The following is a 26,035-nucleotide window of genomic DNA, read 5'->3' as shown; positions in this document are numbered from 1 at the left end:
ATTAGGACATAAATCCATAAAAGTGCCTGGCATATTTATAAAATGATTTCTTTAAAGTTTACTTTGAATGGAGCATGTCATTGAATGCTGTCACAGACCCATGATTATATTCATCGTTTATTAAATAAAGTAGTCATGGATAAATATAAATACGTTCGTTTATTATTAACTAGTTGAAATCTTGCATCAAGTCATCAATTACTGATTTAGTGCTTCTTATAGAATTTATTGGACTGATACCAGTACCTACAGAAACATACCCATTTTCTGTATCTCCGTTTAACATTCCAAGACGCATATTTCGACCACCACCCATATGTTTTGCTAATTCTTCATTAGTTGCTCCATTTTTATCCATTTCTTCTAATTCTCTAGCTAGTTTTCCAGGTAGTGAAAGATAATAGGATGGAATAGTTCGAAATAAGATTAAATCTTCAGCATTTGAATCGACAATATATTGTTTAACATTTTCCGCAGCTGGGTTTTCAAAAGTTGGGATTAAAACACTTCCAACGAATACGCCCTCAGCTCCTAGACAAAAAGCAGCTCTAACTCCTCGTACGTCACCGATACCTCCCGCAGCGATTACAGGAATTTTTATTGCATCAGCAATCATGGGAATAATCGAAAAAGTACCGATAATTTTTTCTGGAACTGTACAGCCTTCATCAAAACCTGTAGCAACAAAAACATCTGCTCCTAACTCTTCAGATTTAATGGCATTTTCAATTGTAGGTGTTAGTGGTCTGAATATTATTTTAATATTATTTTCTTTAAGTTTATTAAAGATAGTTTGATCTAATATGCCGTTAATTAAGACGGCAGATATATTTTCTTCTATAAGCATGTCGATAAGATAAGAAGTATATGATAAATCTTCGCTTACCATAATTGTTGAGGCGAATGGTTTACTCGTTAATTTTTTAACTTTCTTTACCTCCAATCTCATTTTTTCTGCGGTTTCAAATGGTGAATTCGTAATTCTTGCTTCGCCTGCATTTGGACCTAAAATGCCTAAACCACCTGCTTCACTAACTGATGCTACAAAATTTGCATTGGTTAATCCATTCATTGGTCCTTGAATAATCGGTTTCTCTATATTTAAAATTTTAGAAACTCTATTTTCCATGATTACCCTCCTTTTATAATCGAAATATATAAAATACGTTAGTATATATGATATAAATAGGGAAGTAGGCAAAAATAATTAACTAAGTACTAACAATCATACTAATGTGGAGAGGTAGAGCTAAATGGTTAAAATATGTAACGATGGATTTGATGAAAATTTTATTGAAGAACATAGAAATCTATATAGCATTGCATACACACAAAATGTGTTATCTGGAAGATATAAAAATCTAATTATTTGGTACTTAAAAACAGAGGGAAAACGATTTGGTGAAATTAAGAAATTTTTCGCAAATATATCTCAAGGATCACTAACAAAACAGCTTAAAGAATTAGAATCAGATGGTATTTTAAATAGAGAAGTATATGCAGAAGTTCCGCCTAAAGTTATTTATAGTTTGACTGACAAAGGTAAAGATATCTTGCCCTTAATTGATTTGATGGAGAAATACGGTCGGATGTATGGTGATAAATAGCTTCTAAATTAGATGATACATTTTTAATGGAATAGCAATTAAAAAATTAAACTTTAACATAGAAAAATCGATTGAGAAATAACTTTCAGGTTATTTCAACAATCGATTATTAGGGTGCATTTAATATTTCATTCATGCACGAGATATGACATAAAATTTTATTTTTCTCTAACGATGTCACGAACTTTGTTTAAGTCAGTTTCAACAAATGCACCAGGTTTTTTAGTAAGTTTACTTACAACATATGTAACGATTACACTTACAATAAATCCAGGAATAATTTCATATAAGCCGAATATTTCGTTGATATGTGCCAATGGTTTAATCCACGCAATCCAAACGATAACGACTAAGGCACCTGAAACCATTCCACTTACAGCACCGGCACGTGTCAAACCTTTCCAGTAAAGTGCAAATAGCACAAGTGGACTGAACGATGCACCAAATCCGGCCCAAGCATTACCGACTAAGTTTAGAATTGTGTCGTTTGGATTCCATGCAATCGCGATGGCAACAATTGCTACAACTAATACAGATAATCTTCCAATCATAACAAATTCTTTTTGGTGCGTTTTAGCTTTTTCTTCACCACGAATTAATTTATAAAAGTCTTCCGTTAATGAACTAGATGTTACAAGTAATTGTGAAGAAATCGTGCTCATAATTGCAGCTAGAATCGCAGCAAGTAAGAAACCACCTACAAGAGGATGGAAGAGTACTTGACTCATCACGATGAATAATGTCTCAGGATCTTCTAGTTTAATATGATAAGCAGGTACGAATGCAATACCTGTTAAACCAACAGCCACAGCGCCTAATAAACCAACTGCCATCCAGCTAATACCTAAACGTCTAGCTTTAGGTAGCATCTTGTGTGATTTAATAGACATAAACCTTACAATGATATGAGGTTGACCGAAATAACCTAATCCCCATGAAAATAGAGAGATAATTCCTATAAATGATAACCCTTTAAATAAATTTAAATTTGTAGGTTTCATAGCTGCTACATCATGAAACGTTCCCCAGCCGTTTAAATTCATCATAGCAACAATAGGGACCATAACCATCGCAATTAACATAATGACACCTTGGAAGAAATCTGTAATTGATACAGCTAAATATCCACCAAAGAAAGTATAGAAAATGACAATGAAAGCAACTAATATTAAACCGAAATGATAATCTAATCCAAAAGCACTTTCAAATAATTTACCACCAGATACGAAACCAGAATGTGTATATAATGTAAAGAATACTACGATAATCAATCCAGAAATAATCTTTAACACATTATTTTTATCGTTTAAACGATTTTTAAAGAAATCTGGTAATGTAATTGCATCTCCAGCTAATTCGGTATAAACACGAAGTCTAGGAGCAACAACAAAGTAATTTATATAAGCACCTAATGTTAAACCGATTGTAATCCACATAGCTGATAGACCAGTGCTATAGACAGAACCAGGTAGACCCATAATCATCCATCCACTCATATCTGAAGCTCCAGCTGATAATGCAGTAATATACGGTCCAATACTACGTCCACCTAACATGTACTCGCTTAAGTTACCAGTTGCTTGCTTGTAACCGTAAAAGCCAATAACGATTAGTATCAAGAAGTAGACGGCAATCATAATATAAGTTTGCCAATTGGCATCTACTTGTTGACTTAATGCTGTCCCCATTGTAAGCATGATAAACACTCCCTTTATTTAATTTATAATTTAGTTACTTGAAAACATTATACATAAAGATAAATGTTTAGAAAAGTAGGAAAATTAAATTTATTCTTTTTGAAATACTTGTATACCAATATAGAAAGCGCTTTCGTATTTTTTGGATATGGGCAAATTTTTATAATTAAAATTGCATAATCATAATATTGAATTGGGTTGTCTAATATTAAAGGGTGTTGTTTTCATAAAAAATAATTTGGTAAACGAATGATAATGTTTATACAGTTTATATGAAATTAAAGTAGCACCTCATAAATACTTAGATTTTTAATTGGAAATTTGATACAATTTAGTGATGAATGACTTAAAGGAGGCTTTTATTAATGACAAAAGTAACACGTGAAGAAGTTGAGCATATCGCGAATCTTGCAAGACTTCAAATTTCTCCTGAAGAAACGGAAGAAATGGCCAACACATTAGAAAGCATTTTAGATTTTGCAAAACAAAATGATAGCGCTGATACAGAAGGCGTTGAACCTACATATCACGTTTTAGATTTACAAAACGTTTTACGTGAAGATAAAGCAATTAAAGGTATTCCGCAAGAATTAGCTTTGAAAAATGCCAAAGAAACAGAAGATGGACAATTTAAAGTGCCTACAATCATGAATGAGGAGGACGCGTAAGATGAGCATTCGCTACGAATCGGTTGAGAATTTATTAACTTTAATAAAAGACAAAAAAATCAAACCATCTGATGTTGTTAAAGATATATATGATGCAATTGAAGAGACTGATCCAACAATTAAGTCTTTTCTAGCGCTGGATAAAGAAAATGCAATTAAAAAAGCGCAAGAATTGGATGAATTACAAGCAAAAGACCAAATGGATGGCAAATTATTTGGTATTCCAATGGGTATAAAAGATAACATTATTACAAACGGATTAGAAACAACATGTGCAAGTAAAATGTTAGAAGGTTTTGTGCCAATTTACGAATCTACTGTAATGGAAAAACTACATAATGAGAATGCCGTTTTAATAGGTAAATTAAATATGGATGAGTTTGCAATGGGTGGTTCAACAGAAACATCTTATTTCAAAAAAACAGTTAACCCATTTGACCATAAAGCAGTACCAGGTGGTTCATCAGGTGGATCTGCAGCAGCAGTTGCAGCTGGCTTAGTACCATTTAGCTTAGGTTCAGACACAGGTGGTTCAATTAGACAACCGGCTGCATATTGTGGCGTTGTCGGTATGAAACCAACATACGGTCGTGTATCTCGATTTGGATTAGTTGCTTTTGCATCTTCATTAGACCAAATTGGTCCATTGACTCGAAATGTAAAAGATAATGCAATCGTATTAGAAGCTATTTCTGGTGCAGATGTTAATGACTCTACAAGTGCACCTGTTGATGATGTAGACTTTACATCTGAAATTGGTAAAGATATTAAAGGATTAAAAGTTGCATTACCTAAAGAATACTTAGGTGAAGGTGTAGCTGATGACGTAAAAGAAGCAGTTCAAAACGCTGTAGAAACTTTAAAATCTTTAGGTGCTGTCGTTGAGGAAGTATCATTGCCAAATACTAAATTTGGTATTCCATCATATTACGTGATTGCATCATCAGAAGCTTCGTCAAACCTTTCTCGTTTTGACGGAATTCGTTATGGTTATCATTCTAAAGAAGCTCATTCATTAGAAGAATTATATAAAATGTCAAGATCTGAAGGTTTCGGTAAAGAAGTAAAACGTCGTATTTTCTTAGGTACATTTGCATTAAGTTCAGGTTACTACGATGCTTACTATAAAAAATCTCAAAAAGTTAGAACATTGATTAAAAATGACTTTGATAAAGTATTCGAAAATTATGATGTAGTAGTTGGTCCAACAGCGCCTACAACTGCCTTTAATCTAGGTGAAGAAATTGATGATCCATTAACAATGTATGCCAATGATTTATTAACAACACCAGTAAACTTAGCTGGATTACCTGGTATTTCTGTTCCTTGTGGACAATCAAATGGCCGACCAATCGGTTTACAGTTCATTGGTAAACCATTCGATGAAAAAACGTTATATCGTGTCGCTTATCAATATGAAACACAATACAATTTACATGACGTTTATGAAAAATTATAAGGAGTGGAAATCATGCATTTTGAAACAGTTATAGGACTTGAAGTTCACGTAGAGTTAAAAACGGACTCAAAAATGTTTTCTCCATCACCAGCGCATTTTGGAGCAGAACCTAACTCAAATACAAATGTTATCGACTTAGCATATCCAGGTGTCTTACCAGTTGTTAATAAGCGTGCAGTAGACTGGGCAATGCGTGCTGCAATGGCACTAAATATGGAAATCGCAACAGAATCTAAGTTTGACCGTAAGAACTATTTCTATCCAGATAATCCAAAGGCATATCAAATTTCTCAATTTGATCAACCAATTGGTGAAAATGGATATATCGATATCGAAGTCGATGGTGAAACAAAACGAATCGGTATTACTCGTCTTCACATGGAAGAAGATGCTGGTAAGTCAACACATAAAGGTGAGTATTCATTAGTTGACTTGAACCGTCAAGGTACACCGCTAATTGAAATCGTATCTGAACCAGATATTCGTTCACCTAAAGAAGCATATGCATATTTAGAAAAATTACGTTCAATTATTCAATACACTGGTGTATCAGACGTTAAGATGGAAGAAGGATCTTTACGTTGTGATGCTAACATCTCTTTGCGTCCATATGGTCAAGAAAAATTTGGTACTAAAGCCGAATTGAAAAACTTAAACTCATTTAACTATGTACGTAAAGGTTTAGAATATGAAGAAAAACGCCAAGAAGAAGAATTGTTAAATGGTGGAGAAATCGGACAAGAAACACGTCGATTTGATGAATCTACAGGTAAAACAATTTTAATGCGTGTTAAAGAAGGTTCTGATGATTACCGTTACTTCCCAGAGCCTGACATTGTACCTTTATATATTGATGATGCTTGGAAAGAGCGTGTTCGTCAGACAATTCCTGAATTACCAGATGAGCGTAAAGCTAAGTATGTAAATGAATTAGGTTTACCTGCATACGATGCACACGTATTAACATTGACTAAAGAAATGTCAGATTTCTTTGAATCAACAATTGAACACGGTGCAGATGTTAAATTGACATCTAACTGGTTAATGGGTGGCGTAAACGAATATTTAAATAAAAATCAAGTAGAATTATTAGATACTAAATTAACACCAGAAAATTTAGCAGGTATGATTAAACTTATCGAAGACGGAACAATGAGCAGTAAAATTGCGAAGAAAGTCTTCCCAGAGTTAGCAGCTAAAGGTGGTAATGCTAAACAGATTATGGAAGATAATGGCTTAGTTCAAATTTCTGATGAAGCAACACTTCTAAAATTTGTAAATGAAGCATTAGACAATAACGAACAATCAGTTGAAGATTACAAAAATGGTAAAGGCAAAGCTATGGGCTTCTTAGTTGGTCAAATTATGAAAGCGTCTAAAGGTCAAGCTAATCCACAATTAGTAAATCAACTTTTAAAACAAGAATTAGATAAAAGATAATTTTAATCATCAAACTATGATGATATAACACTGAACCCTTGGTTGCTGACTTAGATGCAATCGAGGGTTTATTTATATTTATAGAAGTCATATTACTTTTAACTTTATTCATTGTACATGTTATTGGTAAAAATATTAATTTTATTAATGCGTTAGCTTTAATTATATTAAGGCAAACTGTATAATAAAAAGGTATAAAACATTTTTGTATAAAGACAACATTATATTTACAACATCATTTTAAAGGTAAAATAGCATAATTGACGAAGTCTATATAACGAAGAACGGCAAAAATGCTGAATAAATAACAACCTTTGTACATATTGAGATAGTATTTGTTTGAGATACAAGTTGGTCTTTAACGATATTAAGAATGATGAAATAAGACTGAGCCTGGGTCATAAATTCAATGTCCTAGGCACTACAATGTTATATTGGCAGTAGTTGACTGAAAGAAAATACGCTTGTAACAAGCTTTTTTCAATTCTAGTGGGGCCCCAACAAAGAGAATTTCGAAAGGAAATTCTACAGACAATGCAAGTTGGGGTAGAACGAAATAAATTTTGTTAAATATTATTTCTGTCCCACTCCCTATTAGACGAAACCAAGATGAAGTTAAAATATATGAATTTTAAGTAGAGGGATAAGATATGAGGAAACGTGCTAGAATCATTTATAACCCGACATCAGGTAAAGAGCAATTTAAAAGAGAATTACCTGATGCCTTAATAAAATTAGAAAAAGCGGGATATGAAACGAGTGCATATGCAACCGAGAAAATCGGTGATGCCACACTTGAAGCAGAAAGAGCTATGCATGAAAATTATGATGTATTAATCGCTGCAGGTGGTGACGGAACATTAAATGAAGTAGTTAATGGTATCGCAGAAAAGCCTAATCGTCCTAAGCTAGGTGTCATTCCTATGGGTACTGTTAATGACTTTGGACGTGCATTGCATATACCTAATGACATCATGGGGGCACTTGATGTCATCATTGAAGGTCATTCTACTAAAGTAGATATTGGTAAAATGAATAATCGATACTTTATTAATTTAGCTGCAGGCGGACAATTGACGCAGGTCTCTTATGAAACACCGAGTAAATTGAAATCTATTGTTGGTCCATTTGCTTATTACATCAAAGGTTTCGAAATGTTACCTCAAATGAAAGCTGTAGATTTAAGAATTGAATATGATGGTAATGTTTTCCAAGGAGAAGCATTATTATTCTTTTTAGGTTTAACAAATTCAATGGCAGGATTTGAAAAATTAGTGCCGGACGCTAAGTTAGATGACGGCTATTTTACGTTAATTATAGTTGAAAAATCAAACCTTGCAGAACTTGGTCATATTATGACTTTAGCTTCAAGAGGAGAACATACTAAGCATCCTAAAGTTATTTATGAAAAAGCAAAGGCAATTAATATTTCATCATTCACAGACTTACAACTAAATGTAGATGGAGAATATGGTGGTAAATTACCAGCGAATTTCTTGAATCTAGAACGTCATATAGATGTCTTTGCACCTAATGATATTGTAAATGAAGAGTTAATAAATAATGATCATGTTGATGACAATTTAATCGAAGAATAAACAGAAGTAGTGAAATATATAATGGCAGGTTAGGAAGCGCATAATTTTGTTCCTAACCTGTTCCTTTTGGAGGTAAAATTTTGCAAGTAATAGCTAAAAATGACATTAAAACGGGAACAGTTGTTGATTTAACGCATGAAGGCCATGGTGTCGTAAAAATAGATCGCTTTCCTATTTTCATACCACAAGCTTTAATTAATGAACAAATTGAATATAAAATTATCAAAGTAAAAAAGAACTTTGCGATAGGTAAGTTGCTTAATATAAATACGAGAAGTGAGAATCGTGTTGCACCGTCATGTATATATTATGAACGTTGTGGTGGGTGCCAACTTCAACACTTATCATACGAAGCACAACTTGAAATGAAAAAGGAACAAGTGATTAATTTGTTTCAGCGAAAAGCGCATTTTGATAATTCTAAGATTAACGATACAGTTGGCATGACAGATCCTTGGAGATATCGAAACAAGTCCCAGATTCCAGTTGGTAAGAATGAACAGAATGAAGTTATTATGGGCTTTTATCGTCAAAGAAGCCATGACATTATTGACATGGAAAGTTGTTTAATACAAGATTCACAACATCAAGAAGTGATGAATGAAGTTAAATCTATTTTAAAAGATTTAAATGTAAGTATTTATCAAGAACAATTGAAAAAAGGTTTAATGAGACATTTGGTTGTAAGAACAGGATATCATACAGACGAAATGATGATTATTTTTGTAACTAATGGTAAAAAGTGGTCACAAAAAAATGCTGTTGTTGAGAAGATATTAGATGCATTTCCTAATGTGACAAGCATTAAACAAAACATTAATGATAGCCACTCTAATGTTATTATGGGACGTCAGTCTATAACGCTATATGGTAAAGATACAATTATTGATCAATTAACAGATAGTACATTTAAAATAAGTGATCAGTCATTCTACCAAATTAATTCTGAACAAACAGAGAAATTATATAATAAAGCAATTGAGTATGCGCAATTGACAGGTAATGAAGTTGTATTAGATACCTATTGTGGTATTGGAACAATAGGGCTATATATGGCACCACATGCAAAACATGTATACGGTGTTGAAGTAGTACCTTCTGCAATTGAAGACGCACAACAAAATGCGACTATAAACCAATGCAATAATACAACTTTTGTCTGTGGGAAAGCTGAAGAAGTTATTTTACAATGGAAGGCACAAGGGATTAAACCAGATGTTGTAATGGTTGATCCGCCAAGAAAGGGCTGTGACGAAACGTTTATTCAGACTTTGCTTACATTAGAACCTAAGCGTATTGTCTATATTTCATGTAATCCCGCAACACAGCAACGTGATGCATTATTATTAGCTGAAAAATATCAACTTGAAGAGGTAACACCGGTAGATATGTTTCCACAAACAACACATGTTGAGACAGTTGCATTATTCAATTTGAAATAGCGCACATGATTTGAGATAAAATTTCGCCTTATTAAGTGAAGAAAGAAATCGTATATTAAAATTTTATTACAGCCAATTTACTTTCTTGATATGAACTTTTTAAATTAAATGTGACATTGTATACTATATTTAAAGAAGAATAAGAATGTCATGATCAGGAGGGTTGGCAATGCATAAAATTGATTTAACGACAAATAATTTTCAAATGCGAAGGTTTATTATCTTGCAACTTGTTATTGCGTTATTCGTGATTTTATTTACGTATAAGTGGGCGTTAGGTGTCACAGCGGTTGTCGATCAAAATATCATCATCAATCTTGTATATGGGTTTGCTGGATTCATTATTTTATTGATTTTACATGAACTTATCCATAGAGCATTATTTCTTTTATTTAAAAAAGATAGCAAACCTATGTTTAATATAAAAAAAGACAGAATCTTATTCCAAACAGCAGATGCTTGCTTCAACAAATGGCAATTCTCAATTATTATGCTGTCACCACTAATCCTATTAAGTACTGGCTTGCTTATTTTAATTAAGGTATTTGGTTATTCATCACTTATTTTTATGTTTAGTATGCATACCGCTTATTGCTTTATAGATATTTTGCTTGTTGCATTAACAATATCTAGTAGTTTTAAATATGTTCAACAAGATGAAGATAGTATTTATTTGTATCATCAAAAGCCGACTCAATAATAAATTTAAATATGATGATACCAACAAAATGAATTTGCTTGAATTATTTCAGATTACCTATGTTTTCTTACTCAATCGTCTTCATCATCATGCTTAAATAGCAATTGATTTTATAACAACTTGTAGTTATCTCAATATAGTTATCGCTAAGTGCAAGATTTATGTAAAAAAATCGTACACAGCGTATAATTATGTTGAGATATTTTTGTGCGTTATAAAAGTAAAAATTAGAGGGAGGTGAGCACTTGACTGAGAGACGAATTATTCATATAGATATGGACTATTTTTTTGCACAAGTCGAAATGAGAGATAACCCCAAATTGAAAGGGAAACCAGTCATTGTTGGTGGTAAAGCAAGTAGTAGGGGTGTTGTCTCTACGGCATCTTATGAAGCACGAAAATACGGCGTCCATTCAGCAATGCCTATGTCACAAGCGCATAAATTATGTCCAAATGGATACTTTGTCACAAGTAATTTTGGTGCTTACCGAGAAACATCTGCGCAGATTATGTCTATTTTCCGAAGTTATACAGACAAGGTAGAACCGATGTCATTGGATGAAGCGTATTTAGATATTACAGAATTAGTGAGACCAGACCTTCCTGCTTCGAAAATTGCTCAGTATATTAGAAAAGATATTCTAGAGCAGACACATTTAACAGCATCTGCAGGTGTTTCTTATAACAAATTTTTAGCTAAATTAGCGAGTGGTATGAATAAACCTGATGGTATGACTGTGATTGATTATCAAAATGTCCATGATATTTTGATGACATTGGATATTGGAGATTTTCCAGGCGTAGGTAAAGCTTCCAAAAAAGTAATGCATGATAAAGGTATTTTTAACGGTAGAGATTTATATGAGAAAACGGAATTTGAATTAATACGTTTGTTTGGAAAAAGAGGTCGGGGTTTATATAACAAGGCACGCGGTATTGACCATAGTGAAGTTAAATCATCAAGAGTAAGAAAATCAGTAGGGACAGAACGTACATTTGCAACAGACGTGAATGATGATGAAGAGATTTTAAGAAAAGTATGGGAGTTGTCAGGTAAAACAGCTGAACGTCTAAATAAATTACAGAAGTCAGCTAAAACTGTAACGGTTAAAATTAAAACTTATCAATTTGAAACGTTATCTAAACAGATGAGTTTAAGAGATTCGGTTAGTTCTGAAGAAGATATTTATAATATTGCATATTTACTTTATAACGATTTAAAAGACCCTGATGTACCAATTCGACTTATTGGTGTCACTGTAGGTAATTTAGAACAATCGACTTATAAAAATATGACGATATATGACTTTATATAAAATAAAGCTCCCTGCAAAGTTTACATTTTTACAATGCTTACTTTGAAGGGAGTATTTTATTTAGTCCTAGCCTTTATCTTTTAGATTTTTACCATAAATATTAGTTACATATGTTAAATTTTCATAATTTTTCAGTAGCCTAAAAGTAATCATTGCACATGCTTTGGCATCATTCAATGCATCATGATGACCATGAAAATCTAATTGATAAAACTCCATCATATGTTTTAAACCGTATCGATACGAATCAACGGTTCTTTTAGCAAGTTGATAACTACAAAAGTAAGTTAAATTTGGAGTTGGTAAACCAATATTTTGAATGCTTTGATGTAAGACGTTCATATCAAATGCCGCGTTATGTGCGACAACAGGTAAATCTGCAATAAATTGCATCATATATGGAAATACGTAGTCAAACGTAGGTGCATTTTCAACATCTTCTGGTTGTATGCCATGAACTTTAATATTTTGTTGTGAAAAATAGTCTTGAGGATTCACAAGAGTATGAAATGTTTCTGTTATTTGACTATCAATGACTTTAACCATTCCGACAGAACAAATACTTGTACGTTTACCATTTGCTGTTTCAAAATCAAGTGCAACAAAAGCATCTTGTATCATGTAGTCAATCCTTTCAATTAATTAAATGTATATATTAAAAGACTTTTTAGTCATTTGCTTACAAACGATACATAATATTATACGTGAAGGTATAACGTGAAATCTATCATTTGGATGTAACTCTGATTAAAAAGTAAATGATGATATGCTTTAAAATCGGTCAAATTAATTCAACATTAAATTTAGAGTTATTAACATTAGTAGTTTAAAAAATAAATGACTAAAAATACAATAATTAGCCTTGAAAATGAAAAAACGCAGATCAATGATTCAGAAAATGAATCTAGTGATCTCCGTAAAGCAAAATAATATAGACATTGGGTTATTGTATGTGACCCAAATGTCTATCATGTCGTATGATATTTATCTGTCTATTGTAGTGATGTTTAATTATTCTTCGTCGAATGTACGAGCGCCAAGTTCTTTTTCGTAAAGATATAATGCATTGCTGTCATCGCCGATACGAGTTAAATAATTGATGTGAGTTTCAAACATTGATTCTTCTTCGACTTGTTCATCTAAGAACCAGTTTAAGAATGAGATAGTTGCATAATCTTTATCTTGACGAGCGATTTCAGATAAGTTATAGAAACGTCTTGTTACTTCTTGTTCTTGAGATAAGCTGTCTTTGAAAGTTTCTAGTATGCTTGAAAAGTCAATTTTTGGTGCTGAAACTGCTCTGAATTCTGCATGTGCACCTCTGTCGTTAATATAGTTATAAATCTTTTGTCCATGGAAACGTTCTTCTTTAGCTTGTTGAATGAAGAAGTTTGCAAATCCTTCGTACGATTCTTTATCACAGTATGCTGCCATTGCCATATATGCATGTGCTGCAAAGTACTCATGGTTCATTTGATCATTTAATGCTTCTAATAAATTTTTACTTAACATTTTGATGCACCTCTTATTTGTAAATTAAAATTACTATGAATTAAACTTAGTATAACAAACTCATTCTCAATTGTAAATAATAATAATTATAATTTAATGCCCGATTTCAGCATTATAATTGAGAAAATGTATCATTTAGCGAGATTTAATTGAGAATAAATATCATTTTTAATTATCTAAATGAGAATGCTTATAATTTAGAAACGCTGTATCAATTTGTGATTGAGAAACTTTTTTGAAGTTGCCTTGTCATGTTATAATGATGCGAGTGGAAATTTGAGGAGGAAACACATGAGACAGTGGACGGCAATCCATCTAGCGAAATTGGCGCGTAAAGCAAGTAGAGCAGTAGGTAAAAGAGGAACAGATTTACCTGGACAAATCGCTAGAAAAGTGGATACAGATATATTAAGAAAATTAGCAGAGCAAGTTGATGATATTGTATTTATCAGTGGAACAAATGGTAAAACAACGACTTCAAACTTAATTGGACATACTTTAAAAGCAAATAATATTCAAATTATACACAATAATGAAGGTGCTAATATGGCTGCAGGTATAACTTCTGCATTCATCATGCAATCAACACCTAAGACTAAAATTGCGGTAATCGAAATTGATGAAGGTTCGATTCCACGTGTGTTAAAAGAAGTTACACCTTCAATGATGGTATTTACTAATTTCTTTAGAGATCAAATGGATCGCTTCGGTGAAATTGATATTATGGTTAACAACATTGCAGAGACAATTAGTAATAAAGGCATCAAATTATTGCTAAATGCTGATGATCCATTTGTGAGTCGTTTGAAAATCGCAAGTGATACGATTGTGTACTATGGTATGAAAGCACATGCACATGAATTTGAGCAAAGTACGATGAATGAAAGTAGATATTGTCCAAACTGTGGTCGCTTATTGCAATACGATTATATTCATTATAATCAAATTGGTCATTATCACTGTCAGTGTGGTTTCAAACGAGAGCAAGCAAAATATGAAATATCAAGTTTTGATGTGGCACCGTTTTTACATTTAAATATCAATGATGAAAAATATGATATGAAAATTGCAGGTGACTTTAACGCTTATAACGCGTTAGCAGCATATACAGTTTTAAGAGAGCTAGGGTTAAATGAACAAGCAATTAAAAATGGCTTTGAAACGTATACATCAGACAATGGTCGTATGCAGTACTTTAAAAAAGAACGAAAAGAAGCGATGATTAATTTAGCTAAAAACCCTGCAGGAATGAATGCAAGTTTATCAGTTGGTGAACAATTAGAGGGCGAAAAAGTGTATGTTATTTCGCTAAATGATAACGCTGCAGATGGTCGAGATACTTCATGGATTTATGATGCAGATTTTGAAAAATTATCTAAGCAACAAATTGAAGCTATCATCGTGACAGGTACACGAGCAGAAGAACTTCAATTGCGATTGAAGTTAGCAGAGGTTGAAGTACCAATTATAGTTGAGCGTGATATTTATAAAGCAACGGCAAAGACTATGGATTATAAAGGTTTCACAGTTGCAATACCAAACTATACATCATTAGCGCCTATGCTTGAACAATTAAACCGTTCGTTTGAAGGAGGTCAATCATAATATGCATGAATTGACGATTTATCATTTTATGTCAGATAAATTGAATTTATACAGTGATATAGGAAATATTATTGCTTTAAGACAACGTGCAAAAAAACGAAATATTAAAGTTAATGTCGTAGAAATCAATGAAACAGAAGGTATTACCTTTGATGAATGTGATATTTTCTTTATTGGTGGTGGAAGTGATAGAGAACAAGCATTAGCAACAAAAGAATTAAGTAAAATTAAGACACCACTTAAAGAAGCGATTGAAGATGGTATGCCGGGATTAACGATTTGTGGAGGCTATCAATTTTTAGGAAAAAAATATATCACGCCTGATGGTACAGAATTAGAAGGGTTAGGTATTTTAGATTTTTATACTGAATCAAAGACAAACCGATTAACAGGAGATATTGTTATCGAAAGTGATACTTTTGGAACTATTGTAGGTTTTGAAAATCATGGTGGTAGAACATATCATAATTTCGGTACACTTGGTCATGTTACTTTTGGTTATGGTAATAATGATGAAGATAAAAAAGAAGGCATTCATTATAAAAATTTATTAGGTACTTATTTACACGGACCAATTTTACCTAAAAATTACGAAATCACTGATTATCTGTTAGAAAAAGCTTGTGAACGTAAGGGTATTCCGTTTGAGCCTAAAGAAATAGATAATGAAGCGGAAAAGCAAGCGAAACAAGTATTAATAGACAGAGCAAATAGACAGAAGAAATCTCGTTAACTCTGAACATCGCATCAATGGATTTAAAATTGATAAACGATGAAGTATAGTAATTAATCATATATGTATAAACACACACATTATTTTGGATGGAAACAACCAAATTGATGTGTGTTTTTTTGTTCTAGTGAATAATTATTATACAATGAGTATCTATCCTAGAATTATCAATAGTAATGGTGATTATGCAACATGAAAAAATGAATGATGAAAGGAATTTGACGATGAAGCCTACTAAAGTGATTTTAAGAGATGCATCTTATGTACATAGTAAAACATCGATAACATTTATTTTAAAAGATGTAGTTATCGAAGAAGATAATAAAATTTATTATTTCGACACTAGTGCAACTTTCGAAGATCAAGAAATTAAATTTGAATTTGCACTTTTTGATAGTGACATGGACAATTTAAAACATATGGAATACGATAATCCAGTTACCGAAATATATTTTATAGAACCTGATTTACATTTTACGATTATTGATTTTAATCAAGAACTGCTTTGTATTTATATTGATTTTGATTCTGGTTTAAGGCATTCAAACATGGCAACAGAATCTGGTATTTCATTAAGGATAAACGTTACTAAATCAGATTTTAATATATTTATTAATGAATTAGCCTCGTTACATTAATGATTTAAATCTGATACATAATTGCAATCAAAAAAGACAGCCACATCCCTCCGTAGTTTAGGTGTGTGGCTATATTTGAGTCTGAATATTTATGCTTGTAATTTTAAAAAGGGACATGCTATATACGATGAAATTACTTATAAAGTAAGAATATATCTAATGGTGCCAATTAGCATAAGGTGCTTAAATTAAGCATATCTGCTGTCTAGCAGTCGATAAATCATTAGAACTTCGTATAGTATATGACTTTTAATTTGATTTTCACCACTAATTTCAAGTGCTTTTATTGTCGAACGTAAAGTTTCTACAGAATCATCTTCTCTCTTAAATGAACCATCATAAAATATATCTTTGATGCTACTACTAATTTTTAGTAATGCCATTTTTTCGTCACCTGAAAAGTTAACACGAGTATTTTTAGGCAAGTAAATGATATTTGATAAATGAGTGATAAATAAACGATTCGTATATGCACGTTTAGTTAATTGGTTGAGTAATTTCCAATCACATTCTTTTTTCTTATGATAGCTTAATTCGTCACGTTGATAACTTATTAACGTTTCAACTTGATTGTTTAAATTGAAAATATTTTTATATGCTTTTTCGCTTTTATCAGATTGCAGTCTTGATAAAATAAGTTCTTGGCAGCGATTGTAAAATAATTTATACATCAAGGCATCTGTCTTACTTAATTTTTCTTCGACCTGACCATAATACTTAGGTGGAAACACCATGAAGTTAATTAAACCTGATGTCACGAGTCCAATAATCGCCGTCAATGTTCGAGACAAAAAGTTGAATATGTAGGCATCATGAATACCTGGAATCATAGCTAATGATGTTAGTACAGCAACATTCGTACCAACTTGCAATTTGAGTTTTGTACAGAATAAAATCGTGAACGTCGCACTCAATGCATATGTAAAAGGTGATTGATCGCCGAATAAATATGTAAATAATACTGCAAAGCCTGCACCAATTACCGTAGCAGGTAATCTACGATAACCTTTAATAAGTGATGCCTTGGCAGTTGGTTCAATTGTGACTACAGCTGTTAAAATGGCATAGATGGGAGTTAAATCTAGTGCCATACAAAAGACAGCAGTTAAAAAAATGGCAATACCAGTTTTAATTGTTCTGGCACCAATTAAATGTTTATACCATTGATCGTTCATTTTTTAACCTCTAATCATCGTAAAATCTTAGCGAGCGCTTTATAATAATAGTATCGTACATTGGAAAAGTTCATGTATGTAAAACATTTGAAATAATCATGCTTAAGCATTACTTTGATTTTCATATACATTAATCAAAGTTCTGGGCTCCACAATGTTATATTGTTAGTAGTTGACTGAAATAAAATGCACTTGTAACAAGCATTTTTCAATTCTAGTCCGGGGCGCCAACACAGAAGCTGACAAAAAGTCAGCTTACGATAATGTGCAAGTTGGCGGGGCCCCAACACAGAGAATTTCGAAAAGAAATTCTACAGGCAATGCAAGTTGGGGTGTGGGCCCCAACATAGAGAAATTGGAACACCAATTTCTACAGACAATGCAAGTTGGGGAGGGTCCCAACATAGAGAATTTCAAAAAAAGAAATTCTACAGGCAATGCAGGTTGGCGGGGCCCCAACACAGAGAATTTCGAAAAAAGAAATTCTACAGGCAATGCAGGTTGGCGGGGCCCCAACATAGAGAATTTCGAAAAAGAAATTCTACAGGCAATGCAAGTTGGGGACGATAAAGAAATATTTTTTCTTTATCACACAATGTCCCACTCACTTTCCAAAATACTAAAGTAACATCTTTAGTATATCAAAGAATTTTTGCTATAATAAGTTATAATTATATAAAAAAGGAACGGGATAAAATGATTGTAAAAACAGAAGAAGAATTACAAGCGTTAAAAGAAATTGGATACATATGCGCTAAAGTGCGCAATACAATGCAAGCTGCAACCAAACCAGGTATCACTACGAAAGAGCTTGATAATATTGCGAAAGAGTTATTTGAAGAATACGGTGCTATTTCTGCGCCAATTCATGATGAAAATTTTCCTGGTCAAACGTGTATTAGTGTGAATGAAGAGGTGGCACATGGGATTCCAAGTAAGCGTGTCATTCGTGAAGGAGATTTAGTAAATATTGATGTATCGGCATTGAAGAATGGCTATTATGCAGATACAGGCATTTCATTTGTCGTTGGAGAATCAGACGATCCAATGAAACAAAAAGTATGTGACGTAGCAACGATGGCATTTGAGAATGCAATTGCAAAAGTAAAACCGGGTACTAAGTTAAGTAACATTGGTAAAGCGGTGCATAATACAGCTAGACAAAATGATTTGAAAGTCATTAAAAACTTAACAGGTCATGGTGTTGGTTTATCATTACATGAAGCGCCAGCACATGTACTTAATTACTTTGATCCAAAAGATAAAACATTATTAACTGAAGGTATGGTATTAGCTATTGAACCGTTTATCTCATCAAATGCATCATTTGTTACAGAAGGTAAAAATGAATGGGCTTTTGAAACGAGCGATAAAAGTTTTGTCGCTCAAATTGAGCATACGGTTATCGTGACTAAGGATGGTCCGATTTTAACGACAAAGATTGAAGAAGAATAGTTCAACATATACTAAGACTAAAGTATGAACATCATTTAGTTCCGGAGCCTATTCATATTGGTTTCGGAACTGTTTTATAATAATTAAGAACACAATCAATGCGTCATTTCAAAAATATGTTGTAATAAAGTAGTTTTTAAGCAAACATATCATCGACATCAACGAAGATACATAGCGCATTTGGTATTTTAAAACTTATTATAAAAGGTGATAGTTATGAACTATGTTGAACGTTATATTGAACAGTTTTTGAGAGCAACAGTAAGAAATAATATCAAGCACTACCTTTTAATGTTAGATGAAAAAATGAAAAATTTAGATGACTATATGCGTTATTTAATTACTAAAAAAGAACAACTTAGCAAGTTAATTGACAGTCTAATGCTAACATTAGAAAATAAATATATTGATATTGCTGAAGCATTTCAAATTCAATGTGCAAGAGAAATCAATAATCAAGAAATTGAAAATATTAAATCAGAGTTGAATAAAGTTGAAGCATATTATGCACAAATTGAAACTCAAATTCAACAAACTTCAACTGAAAAAATAGCAACAGAAAAAACATCGTATCTAATAAATTATATGAACGCTGTGGCATAGAAAGGCGGCGAAACATGACACACAAATATATATCAACGCAAATGTTGATCATTTTTACTGCATTAATGATTATTGCCAATTTTTACTACATATTTTTTGAAAAAATTGGCTTTTTACTCGTTCTATTATTGGGATGTGTATTAGTTTATGTAGGATATCTTTATTTTCATAAAATACGTGGCCTTTTGGCGTTTTGGATAGGCGCGCTATTAATTGCATTCACATTATTGTCTAATAAGTATACAATCATCATCTTGTTCGTCTTTTTATTACTACTTATTGTGCGTTATTTAATACACAAGTTTAAACCAAAAAAAGTAGTTGCGACGGATGAGGTTACGACTTCACCATCTTTTATTAAACAAAAGTGGTTTGGTGAGCAACGTACACCAGTTTATGTATATAAGTGGGAAGATGTACAAATTCAACATGGAATTGGCGACCTACATATTGACTTAACAAAAGCTGCAAATATTAAGGAAAATAATACCATTGTTGTTAGACACATTTTAGGTAAAGTGCAGGTTATATTGCCGGTTAATTACAATATTAATTTACATGTAGCTGCTTTTTATGGAAGTACTTACGTGAATGAAAAATCATATAAAGTTGAAAATAACAATATTCATATTGAAGAAATGATGAAACCGGATAACTATACAGTTAATATCTACGTATCAACGTTTATCGGAGACGTAGAGGTGATTTATCGATGAACCACTACATTAGAACAATTGGTTCAATGCTCATCTTAGTATATAGCATGCTAGCTGCATTTCTGTTCATCGATAAAGTTTTTGTAAATATCATCTATTTTCAAGGTATGTTTTATACACAAATATTCGGAATACCAGTCTTTTTATTTTTAAATCTCATCATCATTTTATTGTGTATTATTGTTGGTTCGGTACTCGCTTACAAAATCAATCAGCAAAATGATTGGATTAAGACGCAAATTGAGCGTTCAATGGAAGGCGAAACAGTTGGCATTAATGATCAAAATATAGAAATATATAGTGAAACGTTAGATTTATACCATACACTCGTACCTTTAAATCAAGAATTGCATAAGTTGCGACTTAAAACTCAAAACTTAACCAATGAAAATTATAATATTAATGATGTGAAAGTTAAAAAGATTATTGAAGATGAACGTCAAAGACTAGCACGAGAACTTCACGATTCTGTTAGTCAGCAACTTTTTGCGGCAAGTATGATGCTATCTGCTATCAAAGAAACGAAGTTAGAACCACCATTAGACCAACAAATTCCGATTTTAGAGAAAATGGTTCAAGATTCGCAGTTAGAAATGCGTGCTTTGCTGTTACATTTAAGACCGCTTGGTTTAAAAGACAAATCTTTAGGTGAGGGTATTAAAGATTTAGTTATTGATTTACAAAAAAAAGTGCCAATGAAAGTTGTGCATGAAATTCAAGATTTTAAAGTGCCTAAAGGTATTGAAGATCATTTGTTCAGAATTACACAGGAAGCAATTTCGAATACATTGCGTCATTCAAACGGTACAAAAGTGACAGTAGAATTGTTTAATAAAGACGATTATTTATTGTTGAGAATTCAAGACAATGGTAAAGGTTTTAATGTTGATGAAAAATTAGAACAAAGTTATGGACTTAAAAATATGCGTGAAAGAGCTTTGGAAATTGGTGCAACGTTCCATATTGTATCATTGCCAGATTCGGGTACACGTATCGAGGTGAAAGCACCTTTAAATAAGGAGGATTCGTATGACGATTAAAGTATTGTTTGTGGATGATCATGAAATGGTACGTATAGGAATTTCAAGTTATCTATCAACGCAAAGTGATATTGAAGTAGTTGGTGAAGGCGCTTCTGGTAAAGAAGCAATTGCCAAAGCCCATGAGTTGAAGCCAGATTTAATTTTAATGGATTTACTTATGGATGACATGGATGGTGTAGAAGCGACGACTCAGATTAAAAAAGATTTACCGCAAATTAAAGTATTAATGTTAACTAGTTTTATTGAAGATAAAGAGGTATATCGTGCATTAGATGCAGGTGTCGATAGTTACATTTTAAAAACAACAAGTGCAAAAGATATCGCCGATGCAGTTCGTAAAACTTCTAGAGGAGAATCTGTTTTTGAACCGGAAGTTTTAGTGAAAATGCGTAACCGTATGAAAAAGCGCGCAGAGTTATATGAAATGCTTACAGAACGAGAAATGGAAATATTATTATTGATTGCGAAAGGTTACTCAAATCAAGAAATTGCTAGTGCATCGCATATTACTATTAAAACGGTTAAGACACATGTGAGTAACATTTTAAGTAAGTTAGAAGTGCAAGATAGAACACAAGCTGTAATCTATGCATTCCAACATAATTTAATTCAATAGTTCATATCGAATTAAGAAAAGTTACTTACGCCAATCACAATATAACATCAAATAGACACCAAAAAACAGAGGTCTTCGCAATCATTAGCGAAAACCTCTGTTTTATTGTTGTTTAGTCTTTTTTAAGCTTATCAACGATTTTGTCTTTTATATTTTTATCATCTTCTGGATAGGTATCACTAGGATGTTCATCAACATGATACGTTCGTTGATGTGTTGCATTAGTATCTTCATCATATTCGTACCTAGTGTTCTCATTATAATGATTTTTATTATTGTCATCATGTTCTAATGCTGCTTCTTCAGGTGTTTTACCTTTAATTACACTACGCTGATGAATGATTGCATTGATTTCAGCACCGACAATTATAATAAAACTTGTGATATATAACCATAGTAACAAAATGATGATACCCGCGATACTGCCATATGTTTTAGAATAGTTACCAAAATTTGAAATATACCAACCAAAACCAAATGAACCAGCTAACCAAATAATTGAAGTAAAAACTGCACCAGGTAATACTGATTTAAGTTTTGTTTTAACGTTAGGTGCAACCGAATATAACACGATAAACACGATAAATATAATAATGATTGGTAACACAATTCTAATAAGATTAAAAATCCATTTCACTTGTTCATCAAATCCAAGTGGACCGAATAGGAAATGACTAATTACAGAACCAAGCGTTGGTAATGCTAGAGCAACTACAAACACAACGCCCATAACTACAGTGAAGACTACACTTAGTAGTTTTAATACGATTCCATTACGGCTATCTTCTACATCGTAAGCAACATTGAAAGAATTCATAATTGCAGTCATTCCATTTGAAGCTGACCAAATTGCTAAAATCAAACCGATAGATAATAAGCCACCACTGGAGTTTTGAGTTATATCACCAATTACACTCTTAATTAGAGTAGATGTTTCAGCGGGTGCATTACTTAACATATTAGTAATTTGACTCTGCTTAATATTGAAAAATGGTAATAGTGTTAATAGGAAAAGCAACATAGGGAACATAGCAAGTACGAAATGGTAAGTCATTTGCGCTGCTAGTCCTGAGGCATCATCTTTTCCTATGCGATAGATGAGATATGATAAGAAATTAGAGTCTTTCTTATATTTTGCAGGTTTATTTAATCTTGATAAGAAGAAAACCTGATCCTCTTTTTTAGGTTTCTTAGATTGGAATTGTTGAGGTTCAATATATGTACGATCAACATCAATTTTGGGATTACTTTTATTTTTCTTTTTTGACTCCTCTTGCGCTTCCTTAACAGAATTAAGGTATTTTGAAGAAGAGTGATCCTTTTTCGACATGTGCACTCCTTAACCTTTCTCTATGTAATGTTTTATAAAGTAACTATTAGTATTTATCCAATTATAAAAAAACTAAACAATGATATGCTATAAAAATGATAATATTATAGAAATTAATTGATTTAAATCTTTCATAGGCTATTTTGATTTAAAATTAAAACAAAGGCAATACTGAAACAATGCAGTTTGGCCAATCATTGTATTATCATTTAATAATGATAACTATGAAAGGCGTACACCAAATTGTTAAGTATTGCCTTATAAAAACAAAATCATCTTAGCGTTGATTTTTTCTATTAACAAATGTTTCTTTCGCATCCTTTAATGAACGTTCTAATTCAGGATTATTACGACGAATTTCTTCAACAACATCTTTCCAGTATAAAACTTCGTCTTTAATCTTGCTGACTTTAGAAGGCTTACGAGTGCGGTTACCATTTTTTGCATCTTTAACTGATTGAACTAAAGCTTGACGTGTAGATTTATCAGCTAAACTAATTGCGCCACCAATTACGGCACCAATTAAAATACCAGGAACAAATTTATTTTCCATAAAAAACTACCCCTCTTTCAAATTTGCATCTTTTACGATGTAGTCTATTAAATTATCACAAGATGATAATACCATGTCGTATACACCTTCAAAATTATTCGTGTAGTATGGATCTGGTACATCACTCTCTTCCATATTACTAAATTCTAACAGTTTGAACAATTGTCCCTTAAGATTAGGATTGATAGATTTAATATTATCAACGTTACTTTGATCCATAGCCACAATGTAATCAAAATCATCTGTCGCTTCGAATAATTCACTAATCATGCCATCAAATGGAATATTGTGTTTGTTGAGAATTTTTTGTGTACCTTCATGAGGCGGCTCTCCTAAATTCCAGCTACCAGTACCTCTTGAATGTACTTTTATATCATGAATATTTCTGTCTTTAAGTCTTTGTCGCATGATTGCTTCTGCCATTGGAGAACGACATATATTGCCAAGACAGACAAATGCTACATCTACCATTTTGATTCCTCCAAACTATGTAGTTATATCCCCATTTTATAGCGACTTTAAACAATAAGAAAGCAGATTATATAAAATTCTATTAAAGTTTATTAAATTGTGATACTTTGATAACATAACTATTATTAGAGGTGAACATTGTGGCTATGACAAATGAAGAGAAAGTATTAGCTATTAGAGAGAAGTTAAATATTGTTAATCAAGGATTATTAGATCCTGAAAAATATACAAATGCAAATGAAGAAGAATTAACAGATATATATGATTTTGTTCAATCAAGAGAAAGATTATCGCCAAGTGAAGTGACAGCTATTGCTGACGCTTTAGGACAATTGCGACACGACTAGGAGTGGGAATTTTGACTAATTACAAAGAAAAGTTACAACAATACGCTGAACTATTAGTTAAGGTTGGTATGAATGTTCAACCAAAACAGCCAGTATTTATTAGATCATCAGTAGAAACATTAGAATTAACGCATTTAATTGTAGAAGAAGCATATCATTGTGGCGCTTCAGATGTACGTGTTGTATATAGCGATCCAACCTTAAAACGCTTAAAATTTGAAAATGAATCTGTGGAACATTTTGCTAATCATGAGATAAAATCATATGATGTTGAAGCGAGAATGGATTACGTTAAACGTGGCGCTGCTAATTTAGCACTTATTAGTGAGGATCCTGATTTAATGGATGGTATCGATAGCCAAAAATTACAAGCATTTCAACAACAAAACGCACGCGCATTTAAAGGATATATGGAAAGTGTACAAAAAAATCAATTTCCATGGGTCGTAGCTGCTTTTCCATCTAAAGCTTGGGCGAAGAGAGTATATCCTGAACTATCTGTAGAAGAAGCATATATTAAGTTTATTGACGAGGTATTCGATATTGTGCGAATTGATGGTAACGATCCAGTTGAAAATTGGCGTCAACACATCGCTAATTTAAGTGTTTACGCTCAAAAGTTACAACAAAAAAATTACCATGCGTTGCATTATGTATCTGAAGGTACTGATTTAACAGTAGGTTTAGCGAAAAATCATATCTGGGAAGATGCTACAAGTTATGTTAACGGCAAGGAACAAGCTTTTATTGCTAATATACCAACTGAAGAAGTATTTACAGCACCAGATCGAAATAGAGTAGATGGATATGTTACTAATAAATTGCCTTTAAGTTATAATGGCACAATTATCGATCAATTTAAATTGATGTTTAAAGATGGAGAAATTATTGATTTTTCAGCTGAAAAAGGTGAAGCGGTATTGAAAGATTTAATCAATACCGATGAAGGTTCAAGAAGATTAGGTGAAGTAGCGTTAGTACCTGATGATTCACCGATATCAAATCGTAATACCATTTTTTACAATACTTTATTTGATGAAAATGCAGCATGTCATTTAGCGATTGGATCTGCTTACGCCTTTAATATTCAAGGTGGAACGGAAATGACTGTTGAGGAAAAAATTGCAAGCGGATTAAATGATTCAAACGTACATGTCGATTTCATGATTGGTAGTAGTGATTTGACTATTTATGGCATATTCGAAGATGGTTCAAAAGAACTAGTATTTGAAAATGGAAATTGGGCATCAACATTTTAATAAATGTTATTTTGAGGTGCTGAGTAGGAAATGAAACATGTATTTAAAGGTC

The 26,035-nt window shown here is 32.4% G+C and carries 30 protein-coding genes; 22 read left to right on the top strand and 8 right to left on the bottom strand.

All coding sequences use genetic code 11. The features are described 5' to 3' along the window. Positions 1-169: 169 nt before the first annotated feature. Entirely contained in the window at positions 170-1,129 is a 960-nt protein-coding gene (locus tag IDG45_RS04810; protein WP_111063786.1) for an NAD(P)H-dependent flavin oxidoreductase, read from the bottom strand. A gap of 124 nt (positions 1,130-1,253) precedes the next feature. Between IDG45_RS04810 and IDG45_RS04805 the strand changes: the two genes are divergently transcribed. After that, positions 1,254-1,607 carry a winged helix-turn-helix transcriptional regulator gene (locus IDG45_RS04805; RefSeq protein WP_000238681.1) on the top strand — a complete coding sequence of 118 codons (354 nt, stop codon included), beginning with the start codon at positions 1,254-1,256 and terminating at the stop codon, positions 1,605-1,607. A 158-nt stretch (positions 1,608-1,765) separates the two neighbouring features. On the opposite strand, the gene putP is transcribed toward IDG45_RS04805, so the two are convergent. After that, positions 1,766-3,304 carry a sodium/proline symporter PutP gene (gene putP / locus IDG45_RS04800; protein WP_000957020.1) on the bottom strand — a complete coding sequence of 513 codons (1,539 nt, stop codon included), beginning with the start codon at positions 3,302-3,304 and terminating at the stop codon, positions 1,766-1,768. 365 nt (positions 3,305-3,669) lie between these two features. Here putP and gatC point away from each other — a divergent pair, with 365 nt between their 5' ends. From gatC to dinB, 8 genes are all read left to right on the top strand, one after another. Next, entirely contained in the window at positions 3,670-3,972 is a 303-nt protein-coding gene (gene gatC / locus IDG45_RS04795) for an Asp-tRNA(Asn)/Glu-tRNA(Gln) amidotransferase subunit GatC (RefSeq protein WP_000170162.1), read from the top strand. 1 nt (position 3,973) lies between these two features. Further along, a complete protein-coding gene (gatA, locus tag IDG45_RS04790; protein ID WP_000027928.1) occupies positions 3,974-5,431 on the top strand; it encodes an Asp-tRNA(Asn)/Glu-tRNA(Gln) amidotransferase subunit GatA in 1,458 nt (485 codons plus the stop codon). Between the two features lie 12 nt (positions 5,432-5,443). Then, on the top strand, positions 5,444-6,871 hold the full coding sequence (gene gatB, locus IDG45_RS04785) for an Asp-tRNA(Asn)/Glu-tRNA(Gln) amidotransferase subunit GatB (protein ID WP_000545370.1): 1,428 nt from the start codon (positions 5,444-5,446) through the stop codon (positions 6,869-6,871). A gap of 38 nt (positions 6,872-6,909) precedes the next feature. Further along, on the top strand, positions 6,910-7,056 hold the full coding sequence (locus IDG45_RS04780) for a hypothetical protein (RefSeq protein ID WP_001807163.1): 147 nt from the start codon (positions 6,910-6,912) through the stop codon (positions 7,054-7,056). Positions 7,057-7,521: 465 nt separating this feature from the next. Beyond that, the gene (locus tag IDG45_RS04775; protein ID WP_001231458.1) at positions 7,522-8,469 is read left to right on the top strand and encodes a diacylglycerol kinase; all 948 of its coding nucleotides are present in this window, start codon (positions 7,522-7,524) and stop codon (positions 8,467-8,469) included. An 80-nt stretch (positions 8,470-8,549) separates the two neighbouring features. After that, positions 8,550-9,911, top strand: coding sequence for a 23S rRNA (uracil(1939)-C(5))-methyltransferase RlmD (gene rlmD, locus IDG45_RS04770; RefSeq protein ID WP_001196015.1), 1,362 nt, complete (start codon positions 8,550-8,552; stop codon positions 9,909-9,911). 169 nt (positions 9,912-10,080) lie between these two features. Further along, the gene (locus IDG45_RS04765) at positions 10,081-10,611 is read left to right on the top strand and encodes a DUF3267 domain-containing protein (RefSeq protein WP_000548781.1); all 531 of its coding nucleotides are present in this window, start codon (positions 10,081-10,083) and stop codon (positions 10,609-10,611) included. 245 nt (positions 10,612-10,856) lie between these two features. Then, complete coding sequence (gene dinB, locus IDG45_RS04760; protein WP_000140174.1) at positions 10,857-11,927, top strand: DNA polymerase IV; 1,071 nt, start codon at positions 10,857-10,859, stop codon at positions 11,925-11,927. Positions 11,928-11,993: 66 nt separating this feature from the next. On the opposite strand, the gene IDG45_RS04755 is transcribed toward dinB, so the two are convergent. After that, positions 11,994-12,548, bottom strand: a complete 555-nt coding sequence (locus IDG45_RS04755; RefSeq protein WP_000613738.1) for a 3'-5' exonuclease — start codon at positions 12,546-12,548, stop codon at positions 11,994-11,996. Positions 12,549-12,764: 216 nt separating this feature from the next. Here IDG45_RS04755 and IDG45_RS04750 point away from each other — a divergent pair, with 216 nt between their 5' ends. Continuing rightward, entirely contained in the window at positions 12,765-12,857 is a 93-nt protein-coding gene (locus IDG45_RS04750) for a hypothetical protein (protein WP_001790679.1), read from the top strand. 81 nt (positions 12,858-12,938) lie between these two features. On the opposite strand, the gene ftnA is transcribed toward IDG45_RS04750, so the two are convergent. Beyond that, a complete protein-coding gene (gene ftnA / locus IDG45_RS04745; RefSeq protein ID WP_000949467.1) occupies positions 12,939-13,439 on the bottom strand; it encodes an H-type ferritin FtnA in 501 nt (166 codons plus the stop codon). Positions 13,440-13,730: 291 nt separating this feature from the next. Here ftnA and murT point away from each other — a divergent pair, with 291 nt between their 5' ends. The 4 genes from murT (at position 13,731) to IDG45_RS04725 (ending at position 16,415) form a co-directional block, all read left to right on the top strand. Next, a complete protein-coding gene (murT, locus tag IDG45_RS04740) occupies positions 13,731-15,044 on the top strand; it encodes a lipid II isoglutaminyl synthase subunit MurT (protein WP_001250333.1) in 1,314 nt (437 codons plus the stop codon). A 1-nt stretch (position 15,045) separates the two neighbouring features. Beyond that, positions 15,046-15,777 (top strand): lipid II isoglutaminyl synthase subunit GatD, encoded by a 732-nt coding sequence (gene gatD, locus IDG45_RS04735; protein ID WP_000544973.1) that lies wholly within the window; start codon positions 15,046-15,048, stop codon positions 15,775-15,777. Between the two features lie 85 nt (positions 15,778-15,862). Continuing rightward, on the top strand, positions 15,863-15,973 hold the full coding sequence (locus IDG45_RS04730; RefSeq protein ID WP_001790257.1) for a hypothetical protein: 111 nt from the start codon (positions 15,863-15,865) through the stop codon (positions 15,971-15,973). 28 nt (positions 15,974-16,001) lie between these two features. Beyond that, entirely contained in the window at positions 16,002-16,415 is a 414-nt protein-coding gene (locus IDG45_RS04725) for a hypothetical protein (protein ID WP_025174475.1), read from the top strand. Positions 16,416-16,603: 188 nt separating this feature from the next. On the opposite strand, the gene IDG45_RS04720 is transcribed toward IDG45_RS04725, so the two are convergent. Continuing rightward, complete coding sequence (locus IDG45_RS04720) at positions 16,604-17,590, bottom strand: FUSC family protein (protein WP_000999713.1); 987 nt, start codon at positions 17,588-17,590, stop codon at positions 16,604-16,606. 172 nt (positions 17,591-17,762) lie between these two features. Here IDG45_RS04720 and IDG45_RS04715 point away from each other — a divergent pair, with 172 nt between their 5' ends. From IDG45_RS04715 to vraR, 6 genes are all read left to right on the top strand, one after another. Further along, positions 17,763-18,218, top strand: a complete 456-nt coding sequence (locus tag IDG45_RS04715; protein ID WP_142392776.1) for a hypothetical protein — start codon at positions 17,763-17,765, stop codon at positions 18,216-18,218. Between the two features lie 68 nt (positions 18,219-18,286). Beyond that, positions 18,287-19,045: a type I methionyl aminopeptidase gene (gene map / locus IDG45_RS04710; protein WP_000636142.1), complete on the top strand. Its 759-nt coding sequence runs from the start codon at positions 18,287-18,289 to the stop codon at positions 19,043-19,045. Positions 19,046-19,261: 216 nt separating this feature from the next. Next, the gene (locus IDG45_RS04705) at positions 19,262-19,648 is read left to right on the top strand and encodes a hypothetical protein (protein WP_001110179.1); all 387 of its coding nucleotides are present in this window, start codon (positions 19,262-19,264) and stop codon (positions 19,646-19,648) included. Between the two features lie 14 nt (positions 19,649-19,662). Further along, positions 19,663-20,364: a cell wall-active antibiotics response protein VraT gene (vraT, locus tag IDG45_RS04700; RefSeq protein ID WP_000149068.1), complete on the top strand. Its 702-nt coding sequence runs from the start codon at positions 19,663-19,665 to the stop codon at positions 20,362-20,364. Continuing rightward, positions 20,361-21,404, top strand: coding sequence for a sensor histidine kinase VraS (vraS, locus tag IDG45_RS04695; protein WP_001017131.1), 1,044 nt, complete (start codon positions 20,361-20,363; stop codon positions 21,402-21,404). Before vraT ends, vraS begins: the two co-directional genes overlap by 4 nt. Beyond that, the gene (gene vraR, locus IDG45_RS04690) at positions 21,394-22,023 is read left to right on the top strand and encodes a response regulator transcription factor VraR (RefSeq protein WP_000153530.1); all 630 of its coding nucleotides are present in this window, start codon (positions 21,394-21,396) and stop codon (positions 22,021-22,023) included. Before vraS ends, vraR begins: the two co-directional genes overlap by 11 nt. 112 nt (positions 22,024-22,135) lie before the next feature. On the opposite strand, the gene IDG45_RS04685 is transcribed toward vraR, so the two are convergent. The 3 genes from IDG45_RS04685 to IDG45_RS04675 form a co-directional block, all read right to left on the bottom strand. Next, on the bottom strand, positions 22,136-23,353 hold the full coding sequence (locus tag IDG45_RS04685; protein ID WP_000037088.1) for a YihY/virulence factor BrkB family protein: 1,218 nt from the start codon (positions 23,351-23,353) through the stop codon (positions 22,136-22,138). A 277-nt stretch (positions 23,354-23,630) separates the two neighbouring features. After that, a complete protein-coding gene (locus IDG45_RS04680) occupies positions 23,631-23,906 on the bottom strand; it encodes a YtxH domain-containing protein (protein ID WP_000428172.1) in 276 nt (91 codons plus the stop codon). Positions 23,907-23,912: 6 nt separating this feature from the next. Further along, entirely contained in the window at positions 23,913-24,377 is a 465-nt protein-coding gene (locus IDG45_RS04675; RefSeq protein WP_000228666.1) for a low molecular weight protein-tyrosine-phosphatase, read from the bottom strand. Between the two features lie 146 nt (positions 24,378-24,523). Here IDG45_RS04675 and IDG45_RS04670 point away from each other — a divergent pair, with 146 nt between their 5' ends. Both IDG45_RS04670 and IDG45_RS04665 read left to right on the top strand, forming a co-directional pair. Then, positions 24,524-24,724, top strand: coding sequence for a DUF1128 family protein (locus IDG45_RS04670; RefSeq protein ID WP_000180462.1), 201 nt, complete (start codon positions 24,524-24,526; stop codon positions 24,722-24,724). Positions 24,725-24,726: 2 nt separating this feature from the next. Beyond that, positions 24,727-25,983, top strand: a complete 1,257-nt coding sequence (locus IDG45_RS04665; RefSeq protein WP_001793428.1) for an aminopeptidase — start codon at positions 24,727-24,729, stop codon at positions 25,981-25,983. Positions 25,984-26,035: the final 52 nt, after the last annotated feature.

The organism is Staphylococcus sp. EG-SA-10, from assembly GCF_017151945.1.
GTDB lineage: Bacteria > Bacillota > Bacilli > Staphylococcales > Staphylococcaceae > Staphylococcus > Staphylococcus aureus.
The sequence above is the reverse complement of the archived record's forward strand: the minus strand, read 5'-3'. Positions and strand labels throughout refer to the sequence as shown.

What these genes read in the sequence shown, in the direction of transcription:
- vraR (WP_000153530.1), top strand. Translation starts at nt 21,394, where the DNA reads ATGACGATTAAAGTATTGTTTGTGGATGATCATGAAATGGTACGTATA.
- map (WP_000636142.1), top strand. Translation starts at nt 18,287, where the DNA reads ATGATTGTAAAAACAGAAGAAGAATTACAAGCGTTAAAAGAAATTGGA.
- gatC (WP_000170162.1), top strand. Translation starts at nt 3,670, where the DNA reads ATGACAAAAGTAACACGTGAAGAAGTTGAGCATATCGCGAATCTTGCA.
- IDG45_RS04775 (WP_001231458.1), top strand. Translation starts at nt 7,522, where the DNA reads ATGAGGAAACGTGCTAGAATCATTTATAACCCGACATCAGGTAAAGAG.
- gatB (WP_000545370.1), top strand. Translation starts at nt 5,444, where the DNA reads ATGCATTTTGAAACAGTTATAGGACTTGAAGTTCACGTAGAGTTAAAA.
- IDG45_RS04750 (WP_001790679.1), top strand. Translation starts at nt 12,765, where the DNA reads ATGACTAAAAATACAATAATTAGCCTTGAAAATGAAAAAACGCAGATC.
- gatD (WP_000544973.1), top strand. Translation starts at nt 15,046, where the DNA reads ATGCATGAATTGACGATTTATCATTTTATGTCAGATAAATTGAATTTA.
- IDG45_RS04685 (WP_000037088.1), bottom strand. Translation starts at nt 23,353, where the DNA reads ATGTCGAAAAAGGATCACTCTTCTTCAAAATACCTTAATTCTGTTAAG.
- IDG45_RS04705 (WP_001110179.1), top strand. Translation starts at nt 19,262, where the DNA reads ATGAACTATGTTGAACGTTATATTGAACAGTTTTTGAGAGCAACAGTA.
- vraS (WP_001017131.1), top strand. Translation starts at nt 20,361, where the DNA reads ATGAACCACTACATTAGAACAATTGGTTCAATGCTCATCTTAGTATAT.
- IDG45_RS04675 (WP_000228666.1), bottom strand. Translation starts at nt 24,377, where the DNA reads ATGGTAGATGTAGCATTTGTCTGTCTTGGCAATATATGTCGTTCTCCA.
- putP (WP_000957020.1), bottom strand. Translation starts at nt 3,304, where the DNA reads ATGCTTACAATGGGGACAGCATTAAGTCAACAAGTAGATGCCAATTGG.
- IDG45_RS04805 (WP_000238681.1), top strand. Translation starts at nt 1,254, where the DNA reads ATGGTTAAAATATGTAACGATGGATTTGATGAAAATTTTATTGAAGAA.
- IDG45_RS04725 (WP_025174475.1), top strand. Translation starts at nt 16,002, where the DNA reads ATGAAGCCTACTAAAGTGATTTTAAGAGATGCATCTTATGTACATAGT.
- vraT (WP_000149068.1), top strand. Translation starts at nt 19,663, where the DNA reads ATGACACACAAATATATATCAACGCAAATGTTGATCATTTTTACTGCA.
- IDG45_RS04680 (WP_000428172.1), bottom strand. Translation starts at nt 23,906, where the DNA reads ATGGAAAATAAATTTGTTCCTGGTATTTTAATTGGTGCCGTAATTGGT.
- IDG45_RS04670 (WP_000180462.1), top strand. Translation starts at nt 24,524, where the DNA reads ATGACAAATGAAGAGAAAGTATTAGCTATTAGAGAGAAGTTAAATATT.
- murT (WP_001250333.1), top strand. Translation starts at nt 13,731, where the DNA reads ATGAGACAGTGGACGGCAATCCATCTAGCGAAATTGGCGCGTAAAGCA.
- IDG45_RS04765 (WP_000548781.1), top strand. Translation starts at nt 10,081, where the DNA reads ATGCATAAAATTGATTTAACGACAAATAATTTTCAAATGCGAAGGTTT.
- IDG45_RS04720 (WP_000999713.1), bottom strand. Translation starts at nt 17,590, where the DNA reads ATGAACGATCAATGGTATAAACATTTAATTGGTGCCAGAACAATTAAA.
- IDG45_RS04755 (WP_000613738.1), bottom strand. Translation starts at nt 12,548, where the DNA reads ATGATACAAGATGCTTTTGTTGCACTTGATTTTGAAACAGCAAATGGT.
- ftnA (WP_000949467.1), bottom strand. Translation starts at nt 13,439, where the DNA reads ATGTTAAGTAAAAATTTATTAGAAGCATTAAATGATCAAATGAACCAT.
- IDG45_RS04810 (WP_111063786.1), bottom strand. Translation starts at nt 1,129, where the DNA reads ATGGAAAATAGAGTTTCTAAAATTTTAAATATAGAGAAACCGATTATT.
- gatA (WP_000027928.1), top strand. Translation starts at nt 3,974, where the DNA reads ATGAGCATTCGCTACGAATCGGTTGAGAATTTATTAACTTTAATAAAA.